This window comes from Bradyrhizobium guangxiense, assembly GCF_004114915.1.
GTDB classification, from domain to species: Bacteria; Pseudomonadota; Alphaproteobacteria; order Rhizobiales; family Xanthobacteraceae; genus Bradyrhizobium; species Bradyrhizobium guangxiense.
The window spans coordinates 4,214,317-4,232,151 of sequence record NZ_CP022219.1 but is presented as its reverse complement, the minus strand read 5'-3'; the positions used below and the strand labels follow the sequence as shown (position 1 = coordinate 4,232,151).

Sequence of the window (17,835 nt, the reverse complement as noted above, 5' to 3'; positions counted from 1 at the left end):
GACTGTCGGATCACCGTGATCACGCCAGTTTCTCGCGCGCCAGCGCGGCACCCGCGCCGAGCGCCATCAGCTTGGCTTCCGCGATCTCGCGTCGCATCGGCGCCATGCCGCAATTGGTGGTGGCGATGATGTTGCTCTTGGGCACGAATTTCGACACCGCCTCGATCACCTTCACGACGTCCTCGGCGGTCTCCACGGTGTCGCTGGCGACGTCGATCACGCCGGCCTGCACGATCTTGTTCTTCAGGAGCGCGAGCAGGTCGAGCGGCACCTTCGAGTTGCGGCATTCGATCGCGACCTGCTGAATCGGGCTGGCGTCGATCGCCGGGAAGATCTGCTCGTACTGCCGCCATTGGCTGCCGAGCGTTTCCTTCCAGTCGGTGTTGGCCTTGATGCCGTAGCCGTAGCAGATGTGCACGGCGGTGGTGCAGGTCAGCCCCTGCGCGGCGCGCTCGAGCGCCTTGATGCCCCAATCATTGACCTCGTCCATGTAGACGTTGAAGGCGGGCTCGTCGAACTGCACGAGATCGACGCCATCGGCCTGCAATGCCTTGGCTTCCTCGTTAAGCAGCTCGGCGAAGGCAAACGCCATCTTCACGCGATCGCCATAGTAGCGATCGGCAATGGTGTCGATGATGGTCATCGGGCCGGGCAGGGTGAACTTCAGCTGCTTCCTTGTGTGCGTGCGCGCCACGCGCGCCTCGAAGGCATGGACGCGCCCCTTCAGCCGGAGCGGCGCGACCACTTGCGGCACCATCGCCTTGTAGCGATCCTTCCGGATGCCCATCTCGACCTTGTGGGCGAAGTCGATGCCGTCGATCTTCTCCAGGAAGCCGTGGACGAAATGCTGCCGGGCCTGCTCGCCCTCGGTGACGATGTCGACGGCGGCGTCCTCCTGGATCTTCAGCCAGATCAGCGTCGCGTCGCGCTTGGCACGAAGAAGCTCGTCGCCTTGCGATTTCCAGGGCGCCCAGAGCATGTTGGGCTCGGCGAGCCATTCCGGCTTCGGCAAGGAGCCGGCGATCGTGGTTGGAAACAGCATGGCGGCCCTCCCGGCAGGTTGTGTTGCGCCCCTTCCTGCCATGTCCTAACGTCGAGGTACAGAACAACAAAAGTCGCCATTGGCTGGTGGCAGCGACAGGGACGGCGCAAGGGAAAGGCCATGATCGACCTCTATTACGCGCCGACGCCGAACGGCTGGAAAATCTCGATCATGCTGGAGGAGCTCGGCCTTCCCTATAAGGTGATCCCTGTCAACATCCGCGCCGGCGAGCAGTTCAGCCCCGAATTTCTGGCCATCTCCCCGAACAACCGGATCCCCGCGATCGTCGATCACGATCCCGCCGACGGGGGCAAACCATTCTCTGCCTTCGAGACCGGCGCAATCCTGATCTATCTCGCTGAAAAGCCCGGCCGCTTTCTGCCCGCCGATCTGCGCGGCCGCTCCACCACCATCCAGTGGGTGATGTGGCAGATGGCCGGCCTCGGACCGATGCTCGGCCAGCACGGTCATTTCGCGCTCTATACGGCGGAGAAGATCCCGTATGCGATCGAGCGCTATCGCGACGAGGCGGCACGGCTCTATGGCGTGCTCGACCGGCAGTTGGAGAAGACCGGTTCCCATGTCGCCGGCGACTATTCCATCGCCGATATCGCCTGCTTTCCCTGGACCATGACCCACAAGGCGCAGGGCTTTACGCTGGACGACTATCCGAACGTCAAGCGCTGGTATGCCGAGGTCCGCGCCAGGCCGCAGGTGCAGGCGGGGCTTGCGATCGGCAAATTCGTGAAAGAGCCGTTCGACGAGGAATCACGCAAGATCATGTTCGGGCAAAGGGCTAAGGAAGTGCTGGGAAAGAGGTAACGGCCACGCCGTCATTCCGGGGCGCGACGAAGTCGCGAGCCCGGAATCCATCGAGCCGCAGAACCAGGAGCGAAATGGATTCCGGGTTCTCGCCAAGAGGGCGCGCCCCGGAATGACCAGAGAAAAGGAAACGCCATGATCGAATTCTTCTTCGACTGCTCCAGTCCCTGGACCTATCTCGCCTTCCACAACATCCAGCCGCTTGCCAAGGAGCTGGGCGCCGAGATCGTCTGGCGGCCCATCCTGGTCGGCGGCATCTTCAACACGGTCAACCCGAGCGTCTATGCGCAGCGGGAAAAGCCGGTGCCGCTGAAGGCGCGCTACATGAAAAAGGATCTTCAGGACTGGGCGCGCTCGGCAGGTCTTGCGATCAAGATGCCGCCGACCGTGTTCCCGGTGAACAGCGTCAAGGCGATGCGCGGCTGCATCTGGTCGGCTGCGGACATGGTGCCGTTCGCGACCGCCGTGTTCGAGGCCTATTGGGGCGCGGACAAGGACATTTCGCAGGACGCGGTGCTTGCGGACATCTGCAAACAAGTCGGCATCGACGCGCCAAAATTCTTCGCCGGCATCTCGGAGCAGGGGATCAAGGATCAGCTCAAGGCAAATACGGAAGAGGTCGTCGCACGCGGCGGCTTTGGCTCGCCGACGATCTTCGTGAACAAGACCGACATGTATTTCGGCAACGACCGCCTGCCGCTGATCCGCGAGGCGCTTACGCGCAGCAAGGCGAGCGCGGCCTGATGGTGCGCGCCGTCGTCTGCCGCACGCTCGGCACGCCCGAAGCGTTGCGGCTGGAGGAGCTTCCATCGCGCGCCCTCAATCCGGGCGAGGTGCGCGTCGCGATCCGCGCCGCCGGGCTGAATTTTCCGGATGTGCTGATGGCCGCCGGCCAGTATCAGCTCAAGCCGGAGCTGCCGTTCACACCGGGCATGGAGGCGGCCGGCGACGTGACCGAGGTGGGCGCGGAGGCGAGAGGTGTTGCGGTCGGCGACAAGGTCATCGTCAAAATGCGCCATGGCGCCTTCGCTGACGAAGCCGTCGTCACCCCGTCACAGCTCACCCCGATGCCGTCGACGTTCGACTACGCGGAGGCTGCGACCTATCTCGCCGGCCACGGCACCGCCTATCATGCGCTGATCGATCGCGGCCGGGTCGAGCCGGGCGAGGTGCTGCTGGTGCATGGCGCCGGCGGCGGCGTCGGCCTTGCCGCCGTCGAGATCGGCAAGATGCTGGGCGCGACCGTGATCGCAACCGCGTCCAGCGACGAGAAGCTCGCGATTGCCAAGGCGCGCGGCGCCGATCATCTCGTCCGCTACGACCGCGAGCCGTTTCGCGATGCCGTCAAGCGCATCACCGACGGTCGCGGCGCGGACGTCGTGTTCGATCCCGTCGGCGGCCAGGTCTTCGAAGATTCGATGCGCTGCATCGCCTGGGGCGCGCGGCTCCTGGTGATCGGCTTCACCGGCGGCATCGGTTCGGCCAAGACCAACCTCCTGCTGATCAAGGGCGCCAGCGTGCTTGGCGTGCGGGCCGGTGAAGCGGTACGGAAAAACCCCGCGCTCGGCCAGGTGCGTCTGAAGGCGCTGCTGCAATGGGCGGAGGAGGGCAAGCTGCGCCCCAACGTCTCTCATCGCCTGCCGCTGGAAGACTATGCGAGCGCGATGCGGCTCCTGATCGACCGCAAGGCGATCGGGCGCGTGGCGTTGATGATGGAGTGACCTCTAACGTCGTCATTCCGGGTTCTCGCTTCGCGAGCCCCGGAATGACCGTGAACTATTTGTATTCCCGCTCGGTCCACCACGGGAAATAGTCCGGCATGTCGCTCGACACCTTGTTCTTGAACTGCGCGGGGCGCTTCTCCAGGAACGCCACCACGCCTTCCTTCACATCGTCCGAGCGGCCGCGGGCGTAGATGCCGCGGCTGTCGACCTTGTGGGCTTCCATGGGGTCGTCGGCGCCCATCATGCGCCACATCATCTGGCGGATCAGCGCGACCGAGACCGGCGCGGTCTTTGCCGCAAACTCCTGGGCGAGCGCGCGGGCGGTCGGCAGCAGGTGATCGGGGGGCACGACCTTGCTGACGAGGCGTCCGGCAAGCGCCTCCTGCGCCGGGAATACGCGGCCGGAATAGCACCATTCCAGCGCCTGCGAGATGCCGACGATGCGCGGCAGGAACCAGCTCGAGGCGGCCTCCGGCACGATGCCGCGCTGAGAGAACACGAAGCCGAACCGGGCGGCCTCCGAGGCAATGCGGATGTCCATCGCGAGCTGCATGGTGACGCCGATGCCGACCGCGGGGCCATTCACCGCGGCGATCACGGGCTTCAGGCACTTGAAGATGCGCAAGGTCACCTGGCCGCCGCCGTCGCGCACCTGGGGATCGCTGTAGTCGACCTTGCCGTCGGCAAAGCGCTTGACCGGCCCGCGCCGGGCGTCGCGATCGAACGTGTCGGCACCGGAGGAGAGATCGGCGCCCGCGCAAAAGCCGCGGCCGGCACCGGTGACGATGATGGCGCGGACGTTGTCGTCCTTGTCGGCCGCGTCGAATGCGTCGATCAGCTCTCCTTGCATCTGCGCGTTGAAGGCGTTGAGTTTGTCGGGCCGGTTCAGCGTGATGGTGAGGATCTGCTCGGCGACCTCGTATTTGATCGTCTCATACGCCATGGCTAGTTTCCTTCCCTGTCATTCTTGAATCGATTGTGTCATTGCCGGGCTTGACCCGGCAATCCATGTTTCCTGAAGAGGATGGATGCGCGGGGCGAGCCCGCGCTTGTGCTCAGACGCTACTTCGTCGGCGGCTTCGGCCAGGGCCGCTGCGGGCCGCGCAGGCTCTCGAACGCCTTGGCCATGCCGAGCACGCCGATATCGTCGAAGCGGCGGCCGACGATCTGCACGCCGATCGGAAAGCCCCTGGCGTTGAAGCCGCCGTTGATGGAGATCGCGGGGTTTTCCGACATATTCCACGGCACGGTATAGGCGATGTGCTCGAACGGCTTCATCGGATCGTTGGTGGGGGAAGCCCATCCGGCCGCATAGTTCACGTTCGGTGCGGTCGGCGAGATCACATAGTCGAGTTCGCAGAACAGCTTTGAGGCCGCGGCCCGGATCGCCATGGTCTGGTTGAAGCCGCGGATGACGTCGACGCCCGAGAGCCTGGCGCCGGACTCGCCCCATTTGAAGATGTAAGGCAGCACCTTGGCCTGCTCGGCCGGCGTCAGCTTCGACAGATCGTCCCACATCCGCGCGCGCCAGAAATTGTCGAGACCGTCGAGCATCTCGCGCGTCAGGATGCCGTCGACCTCGGTGACGACACTGCCTGCGGACTCGAACGCTTTCGCGGCCTTCACCGCAACCTCGCGCACCGGCTTCTCCAGCGGCAGGCCGCAGCCGGGATCGAGCATCAACCCGATGCGCAGTTTTCGCGGAGATTTCTCCAGGCTCTTCCAGTTGAGCGGCTCCGCCGGCAGGCTCATGCCGTCACGCCGATCGGGCTTTGCGATTGCGCTCATCATCAGCGCGCAATCATCCACCGTGCGGGTCATGGGACCGGCGACGCGGCCGACATAGGCCGGATCGATCGGCACGCGGCCGAAGCTCGGCTTTAGGCCGACGAGGCCACACCAGCCGGCGGGCAGGCGCACCGAGCCGCCGATATCGGTGCCGAGATGCAGCGGGCCATAGCCGGCTGCGGCCGCGGCGCCGGCGCCCGCGCTGGAGCCGCCGGGATTCTTGCTGAGGTCCCAGGGGTTGCGCGCCAGCGCATGGAAGCTGGAGAGCCCGGAGGACAGCATGCCGTAATCGGGCATGGTGGTCTTGGCAAAGATGATCGCGCCGGCTTCGCGCAGCCGCGCGGCGGGCGGGGCGTCCTTCTCGGCCGGGACGAGCTTGACGCTGGCGGCGCCCAGCGGCACCGGCACGCCCTTGGTCGCGATGTTGTCCTTCACCGTCACCGGCACGCCGTCGAGCGCGCCGGACGGCTCGCCGCCGGTCCAGCGCGCGGTCGAGGCCTTGGCGGCGTCGCGTGCACCGTCGGGGTCGAATGCATAGAGTGCCTTCAGATGCGGTTCCCACGAAGCGACGTGCGCGAGCACGTCCTCCAGCACCTCGCTCGGCGAGAACTGCTTGGCCCGATAGCCCGCGATCAGATCGACCGCGGACAGATCGTGCAGCGAGGTGACCGCCTCATCGACGCTCTTTTTATGCATTGCCACCCACCGGCATGCGGGTCTCGATGATGCGGGCGAACATGCTGGCGCCGATCGGCAGGATCTTGTCGTCGAGCACGAAGCCGGGATTGTGCACCGGCACCGAGCCGTCATGGCCGACCCAGAAATAGGCGCCGGGAATGGTCTCCAGCATGTCGGCGAAATCCTCGCTGCCCATCTTGGGCTGGGCGCGGGTGATCACGTTGGCGGGATCGACGATGGTGCGCGCGACCTCCTCGACCACCTTGGACTGCTCGACCTGGTTGATCAGCACGCCGAAGGTGTCGCGGATGTCGACGTCGATCACGCAATTATAGGCGCTGGCGATGCCGGCGCAGATGGTGCGGATGCGTTCGCTGACCAGGCTGCGGACTTCCTTCGAGAAGGTGCGAATGGTGCCGCAGAGATGCGCATCGCCCGGAATGACGTTGTAGGCGGAGCCCGCGTGGATCTGGGTGATAGACACGACCGCAGCCTGCAGCGGCTCGACGTTGCGGCTGACGATGGTCTGGATCGCCTGTGCCAGCGTGGTCGCGATGACCACTGCGTCCTTGGAGCGCTCGGGCATCGCGCCATGCGCGCCGTAGCCGGTGATGCGCAGGTCGAAGAAGTCGGCGCTGGCCATGGCAGGTCCCGGCAGGATCGCGATCTCGCCATGGTTGAGGTCGGGCGCGTTGTGCAGGCCGTAGAGCTCGTCGCAGGGGAACTTCTCGAACAGGCCGTCCTTGATCATCGCGCGGGCGCCGCCGAGGCCTTCTTCGGCCGGCTGGAAGATCAGATGCACGGTGCCGTCGAAATTCCGGGTCTCGGCGAGGTAGCGCGCGGTGCCGAGCAGCATGGTGGTGTGGCCGTCATGGCCGCAGCCGTGGAAGCGGCCGGGGATCTTCGAGCTCCATTTCAGATTGGTGTTCTCCTCCATCGGCAGCGCGTCCATGTCCGCGCGCAGGCCGATGCGCTTGCCGCCAGAGCCCTTTCCCTTGATGACGCCGATCACGCCGGTGCCGCCCAGGCCGCGATGCACCTCGATGCCCCAGCTCTTCAGCTTGTCCGCGACGATGCCGGAGGTGCGCACTTCCTCGAAGCCGATCTCGGGATGGGCGTGGAGGTCGCGGCGGATGGCGGTGAGCTCGTCGGTGTAGCCGTCGATGCGGTCGATCGTGGGCATGTGGTCCTGTCCGGTTAGCGTGAGGGTGGCGTGAAAACGGGGCCGTTCGGCTTGATGCGAATGCCCGGGCGCAGGCGCGTCCAGGGCAGCGAGGCGGTGTCGGCCGGCATCGCGCCGGGCGCAGCGCAGATCATCAGCTTTTCCGCGATCGGTTCGAAATCGGCGCGGAAATGCACCGAGCTCTTGTTGACCAGGATCTTCTCCTGCGTCGGCTCGATGCCGACATAGCGGTACATCGCCTGGTCGGCGAGCTGGGCCTTGTGCGAGGAGACGACGACGCGGACGTCGCCGATGCGCAAGGCTGCGGAGGGGCCCATCTCCATCTCGCGGCCGCCAAAGTAAGGGCCGGGCGCAATGAAGCGGCCGTCTGAGAGCTGTTCGACCACGAAGCTCTCGCGATAGGGCTCGTCGCCGGGAATGCCGGACTTGCCGCCGAGTGAGAGCGTCACGGTGGCGCCGACGCCGGCCGCATGCGCGGCCTTGGCCGATTCCGGATCGTAGATCGCGCCGGTCGCGGCGCTCGCTCTGTTGCGCACCAGCGCGCGCAGCATGCCGGTCGTGTCGGAATCGCCGCCGGCGCCGGGATTGTCCTGGGTGTCGGCGATGACGATCGGCTTGCTGGCAGTCTTCGCGAGTTCCATGGCGTGGCGCACGCCGTCGTCGGGCGTCCAGATCTTGCCGTCGAAATCGTCCTCGTGGCTTTCGATCAGCTTGACGATGGCGTCCGCTGCGCGGTCGGCGTCTTCCTGCGTCCTGCCATAGGCGAACACGCTCGGGCCGCAGTCGCGAAAATCGGCAGCGGGAAAGCCCGGCGCGAATGAGAGCGTCGGAACCGCGTCGCTCTCCAGCGCGGCGAGCTTTTCGTAGATGCCTTTGGTGGGGAAGTCATTGGTGCATTGCCAGCTGATCGCGATCAGGAACGGCAATTGCCGGAACGACTTCGCAAAGCGCTGCTTCGACTTCAGCAGAAAGGCGAGATGGCGCGCGGAGGCGCGGCCGGTGTCGGCCATGTCGACATGTGGATAGGTGCGGTAGGCGATCAGCGCGTCCGCATGTTCCATCATCTCGGGCGTGACGTTGGCGTGGAGGTCGAGGCTCGCGACCAGCGGAACATCCTTGCCGATGACGCGACGGACGCGGGCGAGGATTTCGCCTTCGCCGTCGTCGAGATGCTCGGTCACCATGGCGCCGTGCAGATCGAGATAGACCGCATCGAGCGGGCCCGCGGCCGCGATGCCGTCGACCATCACCTTCACGATGCGCTCGAAGGCGTCCTCGGTGACGTGCGCAGACGGGCTCGCGCCGCAGGCGATGGTCGGAACGAGTTCCCAGCCGTTGGCCTCGGCGCTGTCGACGAAACCGGCGAGGCCCACATTGATGCGCCGCATCACCTTCAGCACGTCGGCACCTCTGGTCATCGCCGGCCACCCGCCGCCATGCTCGAAATCGGCGAACGTCGCCTTGGTCGGAGCGAAAGTGTTGGTCTCGTGCAGGAAGCCGCCGACGGCGATGCGTGTCATCAATTCAAGTCCAGTCTTTGAAAGTGCGCGACGTTAGCCTTGGCTCTGCGGAGAGAGCAAGGTGAGAGGCCATCGCGCCGTGCATAGGGTCAAGACGTTTTGGGAATGCTGCGGATGCGATCCATCCTCCGTCGTCATTCCGGGGCGCCCCGTTGGGCGCGAACCCGGAATCCATTGTGCGACAGAGTCCGCGGCCAGATGGATTCCGGGCTCATCGCTTCGCGATGCCCCGGAATGACGGGCGGATGAAGCTACGCGCTCGCCGCCACGGCCTCCGCCACCGGCCGGAAGTTGGCAAAGTCCCAGTTGCGCCCTGGCGCGGCGTCCAGCAGGGCCTTGGTGTAGGCCTCCTTCGGATGCGTCAGCACCTCGGCGGCGGGGCCCTGTTCGACGACGCGGCCGTGCTGCATCACAACGACCTCGTCGCAGATCTGCGCGGCGACGCGCAAGTCGTGAGTGATGAACAGAATGGCGATGCCGAGGCGCTTCTGGATCTCGTCCAGGAGTTCCAGCACCTGCGCCTGCACCGAGACGTCGAGCGCGGAGACCGCTTCGTCCGCGACCAGCACGTCGGGATCGAGCGCGAGCGCGCGGGCGATGGCGATGCGCTGGCGCTGGCCGCCGGAGAACTGGTGCGGATAGCGCGACACCGCATCGGCGGGCAGGCCGACCAGTTCGAGCAGCTCGCGCGCGCGTTTCATCGCGTCAGCATGCGCGACGCCGTAATTGATCGGGCCTTCGGCGATGCTGTCGCCGACGGTGACGCGCGGGTTGAGCGAGCGGTAGGGATCCTGGAACACAATCTGGATCTTCTGGCGGTGCGGCTGCAGCAGCCGGCGCGAGATGTCGGCGATCTCGCGGCCGGCGAGACGCACGCCGCCGGAGGTCGGGTCGATCAGGCGGACGATGCAGCGTGCCACCGTCGACTTGCCCGACCCGCTTTCGCCGACGATGCCGAGCGTGCGGCCCTTGCGCAGCGTCAGCGTGACCTTGTCGGCGGCGACGACCTCGCGGCCTTTGCCGAAGAAGGCACGCTCTTTGTAGACCTTGCTGAGTTCGTTGGCCTCGAGCACGATCGGCTCGCGGCTTTTCTCCCCCGCCGCCCGCGGCACCAGGCTCGGCACCGAGGCCAGCAGGTTGCGGGTATATTCCATGGTCGGATTGCGCAGCACGGTCTCGAGCGGGCCGGTCTCGACCAGGCGACCCTGCCGCATCACCGCGACGCGGTCGGCGATCTCCGCGACCACGCCCATGTCATGGGTGATGAACAGCACGGCGGTGCCGTGATCGCGCTGAAGGTCGCGGATCAGGGTGAGGATCTGCTTCTGCGTGGTGACGTCGAGCGCGGTGGTCGGCTCGTCCGCGATCAAGAGCTTCGGCTCCAGCACGAGCGCCATCGCGATCATGATGCGCTGGCGCTGGCCGCCGGAGAGACGGTGCGGGTAGGAGGCGAAGATGCGCTCGACCTGGGGCAGGCGGACCTGCTCCATCATGTCGAGGATGCGCTTCTTGCGCGCCCTCGCGTCGAGATTGGTATGGGCGCGCAGCACCTCGTCGATCTGGCGGCCGACCGGCACCACCGGATTGAGCGCGGTCATCGGCTCCTGGAAGATCATCGCCATCTGCGTGGCGCGCAGCTGCCGCAGGCGGCGGTCGGTCGCGGTGAGCAACTCCTCGCCGACCAGCTTGACGCTGCCGCCGGTGGGAACCAGCATCCCCTTCGGCAGGAGGCCCATGGTGGTGAGTGAGGTCACCGACTTGCCCGAGCCGCTTTCACCGACGAGGCACAGCGTCTCGCGCTCGCGCACCTGGATCGAGATGCCGTCGATGATGTTCGCGCCTTTCGGCGTCTTGCCGACGGACACGACGAGGTTGTTGATGTCGAGGATGATGTTGGTCATGCCGCAGAACTCTCGCTCGTCATTCCGGGGCGCGCGTTAGCGCGAAGCCGGAATCCATTGAGCCGCAATCCAAGTGGTGAAATGGATTCCGGGTTCGCGCCAAGGGGCGCGCCCCGGAATGACGGTGCTACTCGCATCACTTGCCCTCCCGCTGCTTCATGCGCGGATCGAGAGCGTCGCGGGCGGCGTCGCCGATCAGGTTGATGCTGAGGATGGCGATCGAGAGCAAGAGGCCCGGCCAGAAGATCAGCGACGGCTTGATCTGGAAGTACTGGCGGCCTTCGGCCATGATGTTGCCCCAGGTCGGCGTCTCCGGCGAGATGCCGGCGCCGAGGAAGGAGAGGATGGCCTCGGTGAGGATGGCGCTCGCGCAGATATAGGTGCCCTGGACGATCAGCGGCGCCACCGTGTTCGGCATCAGATGCCGCCACATGATCTTAGGCAGGCTGGAGCCGACCGAGATTGCGGCTTCGACGTAAGGCTCCTCGCGCGCCGACAGCACGACCGAACGTACCAGGCGCGCCACGCGCGGAATCTCGGGGATCGTGATCGCGATCAGCACGGTCCAGAGGCTGGCGCCGGACAGCGACACCACGGCGATCGCAAGCAGGATGCTCGGCATCGCCATCAAGCCGTCCATGATGCGCATCATCACGGAATCGATCAGCTTGAAGAAGCCGGAGACGAGCCCGATCGCGAGGCCGATGACGATCGACAGGATCGCCGAGCCGATGCCGATCAGGAGCGAGAGGCGGCCGCCATAGATCACGCGCGACAGCAGGTCGCGGCCATAGGCATCGGTGCCGAGCAGGAATTGCGCGGAGGCGGGCTTGAGCCGTTGCGAGGGCGCGAGCTGGATCGGATCATGCGGCGCGATCAAGGGCGCCAGGATCGAGATCATGATGACCAGCGCGAGCAGGACCGTTGCCGTCGCGATGATCGGCGTCGAGGTGAGAAACCCGAAACGCGGCCGCAGCGGCGACGTGATCGGAATGGACGACTGGGGAAGGGTATCGACCGACATGTTTGTCCTTAATCCTTGCCTCAGTACCGGATCCGGGGATCGAGCAGGGTGTAGGCGACGTCGATGAGGAGATTGACGACGACATAGATCAGCGACGTCAGCAGGATCATCGCCTGGATCACCGGATAGTCGCGCGCCAGCACCGCATCCACGGTGAGACGGCCGATGCCGGGAATGTTGAACACGCTCTCGGTGACGACGACGCCCGAAATCAAGAGCGCAAAGCCGGTGCCGATCACGGTAATCACGGGCACGGCGGCGTTGCGTAGGGCATGGCGCATCATCACGGCGACCTCGTTGATGCCCTTCGCGCGCGCGGTGCGCACATAGTCCTCGCCGAGCACGTCGAGCATCGCTGCGCGCGTCATGCGAGCGATCAGCGCGATGTAAATGAAGGAGAGGGCGCAGGTCGGCAGGATCATGCGCTCGAAGAACGGACCAAAGCCGTTGAAGATGCTGCGGAACCCCTGCACCGGCACCCACCGCAGCTCGATCGCGAAGAGCTGGATCAGGATGTAGCCGACCACGAACACCGGCACCGAGAAGCCGAGCACCGACAGCCCCATCACGAAGCGGTCGATCCAGGTGCCGTGCTTCCACGCCGCGATCACCCCTAAGGGAACTGCGACGATGACGGCGAGGATGATGGTGCACAGCGCGATCGAGATCGACGGCTCGACGCGCTGGCCGATCATCTTCATGACAGGCAGGTTCGAGATCAGCGAGGTGCCGAGGTCGCCGTGCAGCAGCTTGTTCACCCAGGTGATGAACTGCACGATCAGGGGCTCGTTGAGGCCGAGCGAGGTGCGGATGCGCTCCAGCCGCTCGGGCGTCGCATTGTCGCCGGCGAGGATCGCGGCGGGATCACCGGGGGGGAGGCGGAGCAGGAGGAACACGAACAGCGCGACGACGCCCATCACGGGCACGGCGGCGAGAATTCGGCGAAGGAGATATCCGAGCAAGTTGGATCCGTCTAATTAGAGTCAAATCGGTGGTAGCGGTTTATCGCTGTTCTGCCACCAGCCTAACATTTCAGCAATTCCCGTGCCATCAGGGCCACAGATTTTGCAGTGCGGTCAGCAGATTTGGGGATGGCGCACGCTTGGCGACGCAATGTCATTCCGGGGCGCGCGTAGCGCGAACCCGGAATCTCGAGATTCCGGGTTCGATGCTTCGCGCATCGCCCCGGAATGACGGGCCCAAATTACTCCAGCGTCGCCAGCAGCCCCGCCATCAATCGACCGCGCTCAACGAGACTCTCGACCTCGATATACTCCTCAAGCGTGTGGCCGTTGCCGCCGCGCACGCCCAGGCCGTCGAGTGTCGGGATGCCCATCGCGCCGGTGAAGTTGCCGTCAGAGCCGCCGCCGGAACTCGCATGCGGCAGTTCCGCGCCGAGGGATTTGGCAATGCCGCGCGCCTTTTCATACAGGGCCATGGTGCCGGCATCTGGCTCCCAGACCGGCCGCGTCACGCCGCGCGTCACCTTGAAGGTGACGTCGTTGTTGGTGCCTGAGAGCGCCAGCATTCGCTCGACGCCGCGGTCGAGATCGGCCTGCCGCTTGGCCATGGAGAGCGCTTCGCCGGTGGCGGTCGTTGCGACGCAATTGACCCATTGCCCGCCATGCACGACGCCGACCGAGAAGGTGCAATCGTCCGACGTCATGGCATCGATCGCGAGAATCTGCCGTGCCATCTCGCGGATGGCCGAGCGTCCCGCCGACAGCGTCGCCCCGGCGTGGCTGGGCCGCCCCGTCGCCTCGAGATTGAAGCGCGCGATGGCGTAACGTCCGGTGGTGACGCCGTTGTCGGCGCGGCCGGGCTCGGGCACCAGCACGTATTTGTTGCGCGCGGCTTCCGCCTCGATGATGTCTCGCGTCGAGGGCGTGCCCACTTCCTCGTCCGGCGTGAACAGCACGGTGATCGGTAGCGGCGTGGTGAAGGATGCGCGCGCCAACTGCCGGATCGCTTCCAGCGAGAGATAGTTGCCGCCCTTCATGTCGTAGATGCCGGGCCCGTAGCACCTGTTGCCCTCGCGGCGCCATTTCAGCTTCTCGATGGTGCCGACCGGGTGGACGGTATCCATGTGTCCGGCGATCAGGATGCCGGGCTCGCCCTGCTTCGGATGGGGAAAGCGCGCGCGGATCACGCCGCCGAAGCCCTGCCGGCCGGCGATGCGCTCGATCGTCGCACCCATGATGGCCATATCCCGCGCTGCGATATCGAGCATGCCGTTCACGGCACCAGCGTCCCAGGTCGGGCTTTCGCATTCCACCCATGTGCGCAGGCCTTCGAGCATGGCCTCGGAATCGAAGGGAAGATTGGCTGGATTCATCTCAATGTCTCTCAAGCTTCGAAGGTGGAACGCACATTGCATTGCGCTGGGGCAGGACGAGTGGACAGTGTTGTAGAGCCAAACCGATCTTTGTGGAGCCCGTGCGCGCGCCGCCAGGGCTTGCAGCGAAACCGGATTGACGCGCTAGGCACGGTCTGCAAGTCTCGAAAGATAAAGGCATTGCATGGAGTTAGTTCGCCCAAGGAACGAACCACATGCTCAATCAATAACCCGCCTTTGAACAGTTTCACGTCAGGAGAGACTTTTTATGTTCCACTTCATGCGCCGGGGGCCTCGCGCGTTCGCCTCCAAACTTGCGCTGTCTGTCGTCGCGCTTTCGACGGCGCTCGCCTCGCCGGTGCTCGCGGCCGGCAAGACCATCACGGCGGTGATGCATTCGGACCTGCGCATCATCGATCCGATCTTCACCACGGCCTACATCACGCGCGACCATGGCTACATGGTCTACGACACGCTGTTGGCTCCCGATTCGAGCTTCAAGATCCAGCCGCAGATGGCGGATTGGAAGATCTCCGACGACAAGCTCACCTACACCTTCACCCTGCGCGACGGCCTGAAGTGGCATGACGGCGCGCCGGTGACGGCCGAAGACTGCGTCGCTTCGCTGAAGCGCTGGGCCGCGGTCGACGGCATGGGCCAGAAGCTCATGGACTTCACCGCGAGCCTCGAGGCGACCGACGCCAAGACCATCACGCTGAAGCTGAAGGAGCCCTACGGCCTCGTGCTCGACTCCATCGGCAAGCCGTCCTCGCGCGTTGCCTTCATGATGCCGAAGCGCCTTGCCGAGACACCGGCGGACAAGCAGATCCCGGAGCAGATCGGCTCCGGCCCCCTCAAGTTCGTGGCCTCGGAATTCCAGCCCGGCGTGAAGGCGGTCTACGTCAAGAACACCGACTACGTGCCGCGCAAGGAGCCGGCGAGCTGGACCTCCGGCGGCAAGGTCGCGAAGGTCGACCGCGTCGAATGGATCACCATGCCGGACTCGCAGACCGCGGTGAACGCGCTGCAGTCGGGTGACATCGACTTCATGGAGAACCTGCCCTACGACATGCTGCCGGTGCTGGAAGCGAACAAGGAGATCACGATCGAGGTCTCCAACAAGTTCGGCTTCCAGACCCTCGGCCGGATGAACTTCCTCTACCCGCCCTTCGATAACGTGAAGGTGCGGCGCGCCGCCTTCCTGGCGATGAACCAGAAGGACGTGCTCGACGCGCTGGTCGGCAATGCCAAGTACCAGAAGATCTGCGGTGCCTTCTTCGTTTGCGACACGCCGCTCGCGACCGAAGTCGGCGCCGAGACCCTGGTGAAGGGCAGCGGCATGGCCGAAGCCAAGAAGGCGCTCGCCGAGTCCGGTTACGACGGCACGCCGGTCGTGATCATGGCGCCTGGCGATGTCACCACCCTGAAGGCCCAGCCGATCGTCGCGGCCCAGCTGCTGCGCGAGGCCGGCTTCAAGGTCGACCTGCAGGCGACCGACTGGCAGACCGTGGTGAGCCGCCGCGCCAGCCAGAAGCCGCCGAAGGAGGGCGGCTGGAACATGTTCTTCACCAACTGGGTCGCGGCCGACGTCTCCAACCCGATCGCCAATCTCTCGATCGGCGGCCAGGGCAAGAAGGGTGGCTGGTTCGGCTGGGCGGAAGACCCCAAGATCGAGCAGCTCAAGGACGCCTTCGTCCGCGCGCCCTCGCTCGACGAGCAGAAGAAGATCGCGGCCGACATCCAGAAGGAAGCCTATGAGCAGGTGATCTACATCCCGCTCGGGCAGTATCTGCTGCCGAGCGGCTGGCGCAAATCGCTGACGGGCGTGCTCGACGGCCCGGCGACGCCGCTGTTCTGGAACGTCGACAAGTCGGAGTAAGGCCAAGTCCAAATAAGGAAAGGCGCTTCTCGCGCCTTTCAGCTCGACCATCGCGCGGCGCCGCTGTCATCAGCGGCGCCGCTTGCCAGGAGAACTGCCAAGAAGACTGCCAACAGAACTGCCAGGAGAACTTCGATGCTCCAACTCATCCGCCAGGGACGTCTCGCGTTCGCCTCGAGACTTGCGCTCTCGATCGTGGCGCTTTCGGCACTGGCCTCGCCAGTTCTTGCCGGGGGCAAGACCATTACAGCCGTGATGCATTCGGATCTGCGCATCCTCGATCCGATCTTCACCAGCGCCTATATCGCTCGCGATCATGGCTACATGGTCTATGACACGCTGATCGCGACAGATTCAAATTTTAAGATCCAGCCGCAGATGGCGGACTGGAAGATCTCCGACGACAAGCTGACCTACACCTTCACGCTGCGCGACGGTCTGAAGTGGCATGACGGCGCGCCCGTCACCGCCGAAGATTGCATTGCCTCGCTGAAGCGGTGGGCCGCGGTCGACGGCATGGGGCAGCAGCTGATGCTGTTCACCGCGAGCATGGAGGCGACCGACCCGAAGACGATCACGCTGAAGCTGAAGGAACCTTACGCGCTGGTGCTGGAATCGATCGGCAAGCCGTCCTCGCGCGTGGCTTTCATGATGCCGAAGCGTCTCGCCGAGACGCCGGTGGACAAGCAGATTCCCGAGCAGATCGGCTCAGGTCCCTTCAAATTCGTGGCATCGGAATTCCAGCCCGGGGTGAAGGCGATCTACGTCAAGAACACCGACTACGTGCCGCGCAAGGAGCCCGCGAACTGGACCACCGGGGGTAAGGTGGTGAAGGTCGACCGCGTCGAATGGATCACGATGCCGGATGCGCAGACGGCGTTGAACGCGCTGCAGTCGGGTGACATCGACTTCATGGAATTTCCCGCCATCGACATGTTGCCGGCCATTGAAGCCGACAAGGACCTCAAGCTCGGCATCCTGAACAAGTTCGGATTCCAGACGGGCGCGCGGATGAACTTCCTCCATCCACCGTTCGACGACGTCAAGGTCCGCCGCGCCGCATTCCTGGCGGTCAAGCAGAAGGATGTGCTCGATGCGCTGATCGGCAATCCGAAATACTACAAGACTTGTGCTGCAGCTTTCATCTGCGACACCCCGTTCGCGACAGACGTTGGCGGAGAGACGCTGGCGAAGGGCGGCGACATGGCTGCGGCCAGGAAGGCGCTGGCCGAATCCGGTTACGACGGAACACCTGTCGTGCTGATGGCGCCGGGCGACGTGCTGACGCTGAAGGCGCAACCCATCGTCGTCGCGCAGCAACTGCGCGAAGCCGGCTTCAAGGTCGATCTGCAGGCGACCGACTGGCAGACGGTGGTGAGCCGGCGCGCCAGCCAGAAGCCCCCGAAGGAGGGCGGTTGGAACATGTTCATCACCAATTGGGTCAGCGCCGACGTGGACAACCCGATCTCCAACGTGGCCGTCGGCGGGCAGGGCAAGAAGGGCGGCTGGTTCGGCTGGGCGGAGGATGCCAAGATCGAGCAGCTCAAGGATGCCTTCGTTCGTGCTGCCTCGCTCGATGAGCAAAAGAAGATCGCGACCGAGATCCAGAAAGAGGCCTACGATCAGGTGCTCTACATGCCGCTCGGCCAGTATCAGGCGCCGAGCGCCTGGCGCAAGTCGCTGACCGGCGTTCTCGACGGCCCGGCGACGCCGGTGTTCTGGAACGTCGACAAGTTGGAGTAGGCGGACGGCGTATCCACGCCCATCGGCTCGACCATTCCGCGGCGCCGCTGTCATCAGCGGCGCCGTTGTCATTTGTCAGCTTCGCGTCAGGACGAAATCGGTGGAGCTTTAACCCGTCCAATTTCCAATCATTGCTATTTGTTTCAGTCCTGAAATAGATGTGTTGTCCTTACGCATCATTTCCCGTCTGCCATTT

The 17,835-nt window shown here is 64.9% G+C and carries 14 protein-coding genes; 5 read left to right on the top strand and 9 right to left on the bottom strand.

The features are described 5' to 3' along the window. Positions 1–19: 19 nt before the first annotated feature. On the bottom strand, positions 20–1,042 hold the full coding sequence (locus X268_RS20285) for a methionine synthase (RefSeq protein ID WP_128926549.1): 1,023 nt from the start codon (positions 1,040–1,042) through the stop codon (positions 20–22). Between the two features lie 120 nt (positions 1,043–1,162). Here X268_RS20285 and X268_RS20280 point away from each other — a divergent pair, with 120 nt between their 5' ends. The 3 genes from X268_RS20280 to X268_RS20270 all read left to right on the top strand — a co-directional run bounded on the left by X268_RS20280 (position 1,163) and on the right by X268_RS20270 (position 3,585). Next, positions 1,163–1,864 carry a glutathione S-transferase N-terminal domain-containing protein gene (locus X268_RS20280; RefSeq protein WP_128926548.1) on the top strand — a complete coding sequence of 234 codons (702 nt, stop codon included), beginning with the start codon at positions 1,163–1,165 and terminating at the stop codon, positions 1,862–1,864. Between the two features lie 135 nt (positions 1,865–1,999). Then, positions 2,000–2,608, top strand: a complete 609-nt coding sequence (locus tag X268_RS20275) for a 2-hydroxychromene-2-carboxylate isomerase (RefSeq protein WP_128926547.1) — start codon at positions 2,000–2,002, stop codon at positions 2,606–2,608. Then, complete coding sequence (locus X268_RS20270; protein ID WP_128926546.1) at positions 2,608–3,585, top strand: NADPH:quinone oxidoreductase family protein; 978 nt, start codon at positions 2,608–2,610, stop codon at positions 3,583–3,585. The genes X268_RS20275 and X268_RS20270 overlap by 1 nt, the downstream gene beginning before the upstream one ends. Positions 3,586–3,640: 55 nt before the next feature. Here the strand turns inward: X268_RS20270 and X268_RS20265 are convergent, their stop codons facing one another. The 8 genes from X268_RS20265 to X268_RS20230 form a co-directional block, all read right to left on the bottom strand. Continuing rightward, positions 3,641–4,531, bottom strand: coding sequence for a crotonase/enoyl-CoA hydratase family protein (locus X268_RS20265; RefSeq protein ID WP_128926545.1), 891 nt, complete (start codon positions 4,529–4,531; stop codon positions 3,641–3,643). A gap of 119 nt (positions 4,532–4,650) precedes the next feature. After that, positions 4,651–6,072: an amidase gene (locus X268_RS20260; protein ID WP_128926544.1), complete on the bottom strand. Its 1,422-nt coding sequence runs from the start codon at positions 6,070–6,072 to the stop codon at positions 4,651–4,653. Continuing rightward, positions 6,065–7,237: a M20 aminoacylase family protein gene (locus tag X268_RS20255; protein ID WP_128926543.1), complete on the bottom strand. Its 1,173-nt coding sequence runs from the start codon at positions 7,235–7,237 to the stop codon at positions 6,065–6,067. Before X268_RS20255 ends, X268_RS20260 begins: the two co-directional genes overlap by 8 nt. A gap of 14 nt (positions 7,238–7,251) precedes the next feature. Continuing rightward, positions 7,252–8,757, bottom strand: coding sequence for a M81 family metallopeptidase (locus X268_RS20250; protein ID WP_128926542.1), 1,506 nt, complete (start codon positions 8,755–8,757; stop codon positions 7,252–7,254). Positions 8,758–9,008: 251 nt separating this feature from the next. Next, positions 9,009–10,658, bottom strand: coding sequence for an ABC transporter ATP-binding protein (locus tag X268_RS20245; RefSeq protein ID WP_128926541.1), 1,650 nt, complete (start codon positions 10,656–10,658; stop codon positions 9,009–9,011). A 136-nt stretch (positions 10,659–10,794) separates the two neighbouring features. Beyond that, positions 10,795–11,682 (bottom strand): ABC transporter permease, encoded by an 888-nt coding sequence (locus X268_RS20240; RefSeq protein WP_128926540.1) that lies wholly within the window; start codon positions 11,680–11,682, stop codon positions 10,795–10,797. A gap of 20 nt (positions 11,683–11,702) precedes the next feature. Next, positions 11,703–12,644 (bottom strand): ABC transporter permease, encoded by a 942-nt coding sequence (locus tag X268_RS20235; RefSeq protein ID WP_164937832.1) that lies wholly within the window; start codon positions 12,642–12,644, stop codon positions 11,703–11,705. A gap of 242 nt (positions 12,645–12,886) precedes the next feature. Beyond that, complete coding sequence (locus X268_RS20230) at positions 12,887–14,017, bottom strand: M20/M25/M40 family metallo-hydrolase (RefSeq protein ID WP_128926539.1); 1,131 nt, start codon at positions 14,015–14,017, stop codon at positions 12,887–12,889. Between the two features lie 268 nt (positions 14,018–14,285). Here X268_RS20230 and X268_RS20225 point away from each other — a divergent pair, with 268 nt between their 5' ends. Both X268_RS20225 and X268_RS20220 read left to right on the top strand, forming a co-directional pair. Next, positions 14,286–15,896, top strand: a complete 1,611-nt coding sequence (locus X268_RS20225) for an ABC transporter substrate-binding protein (RefSeq protein WP_128926538.1) — start codon at positions 14,286–14,288, stop codon at positions 15,894–15,896. Positions 15,897–16,031: 135 nt separating this feature from the next. Continuing rightward, complete coding sequence (locus X268_RS20220; RefSeq protein ID WP_128926537.1) at positions 16,032–17,639, top strand: ABC transporter substrate-binding protein; 1,608 nt, start codon at positions 16,032–16,034, stop codon at positions 17,637–17,639. Positions 17,640–17,835 lie beyond the last annotated feature (196 nt).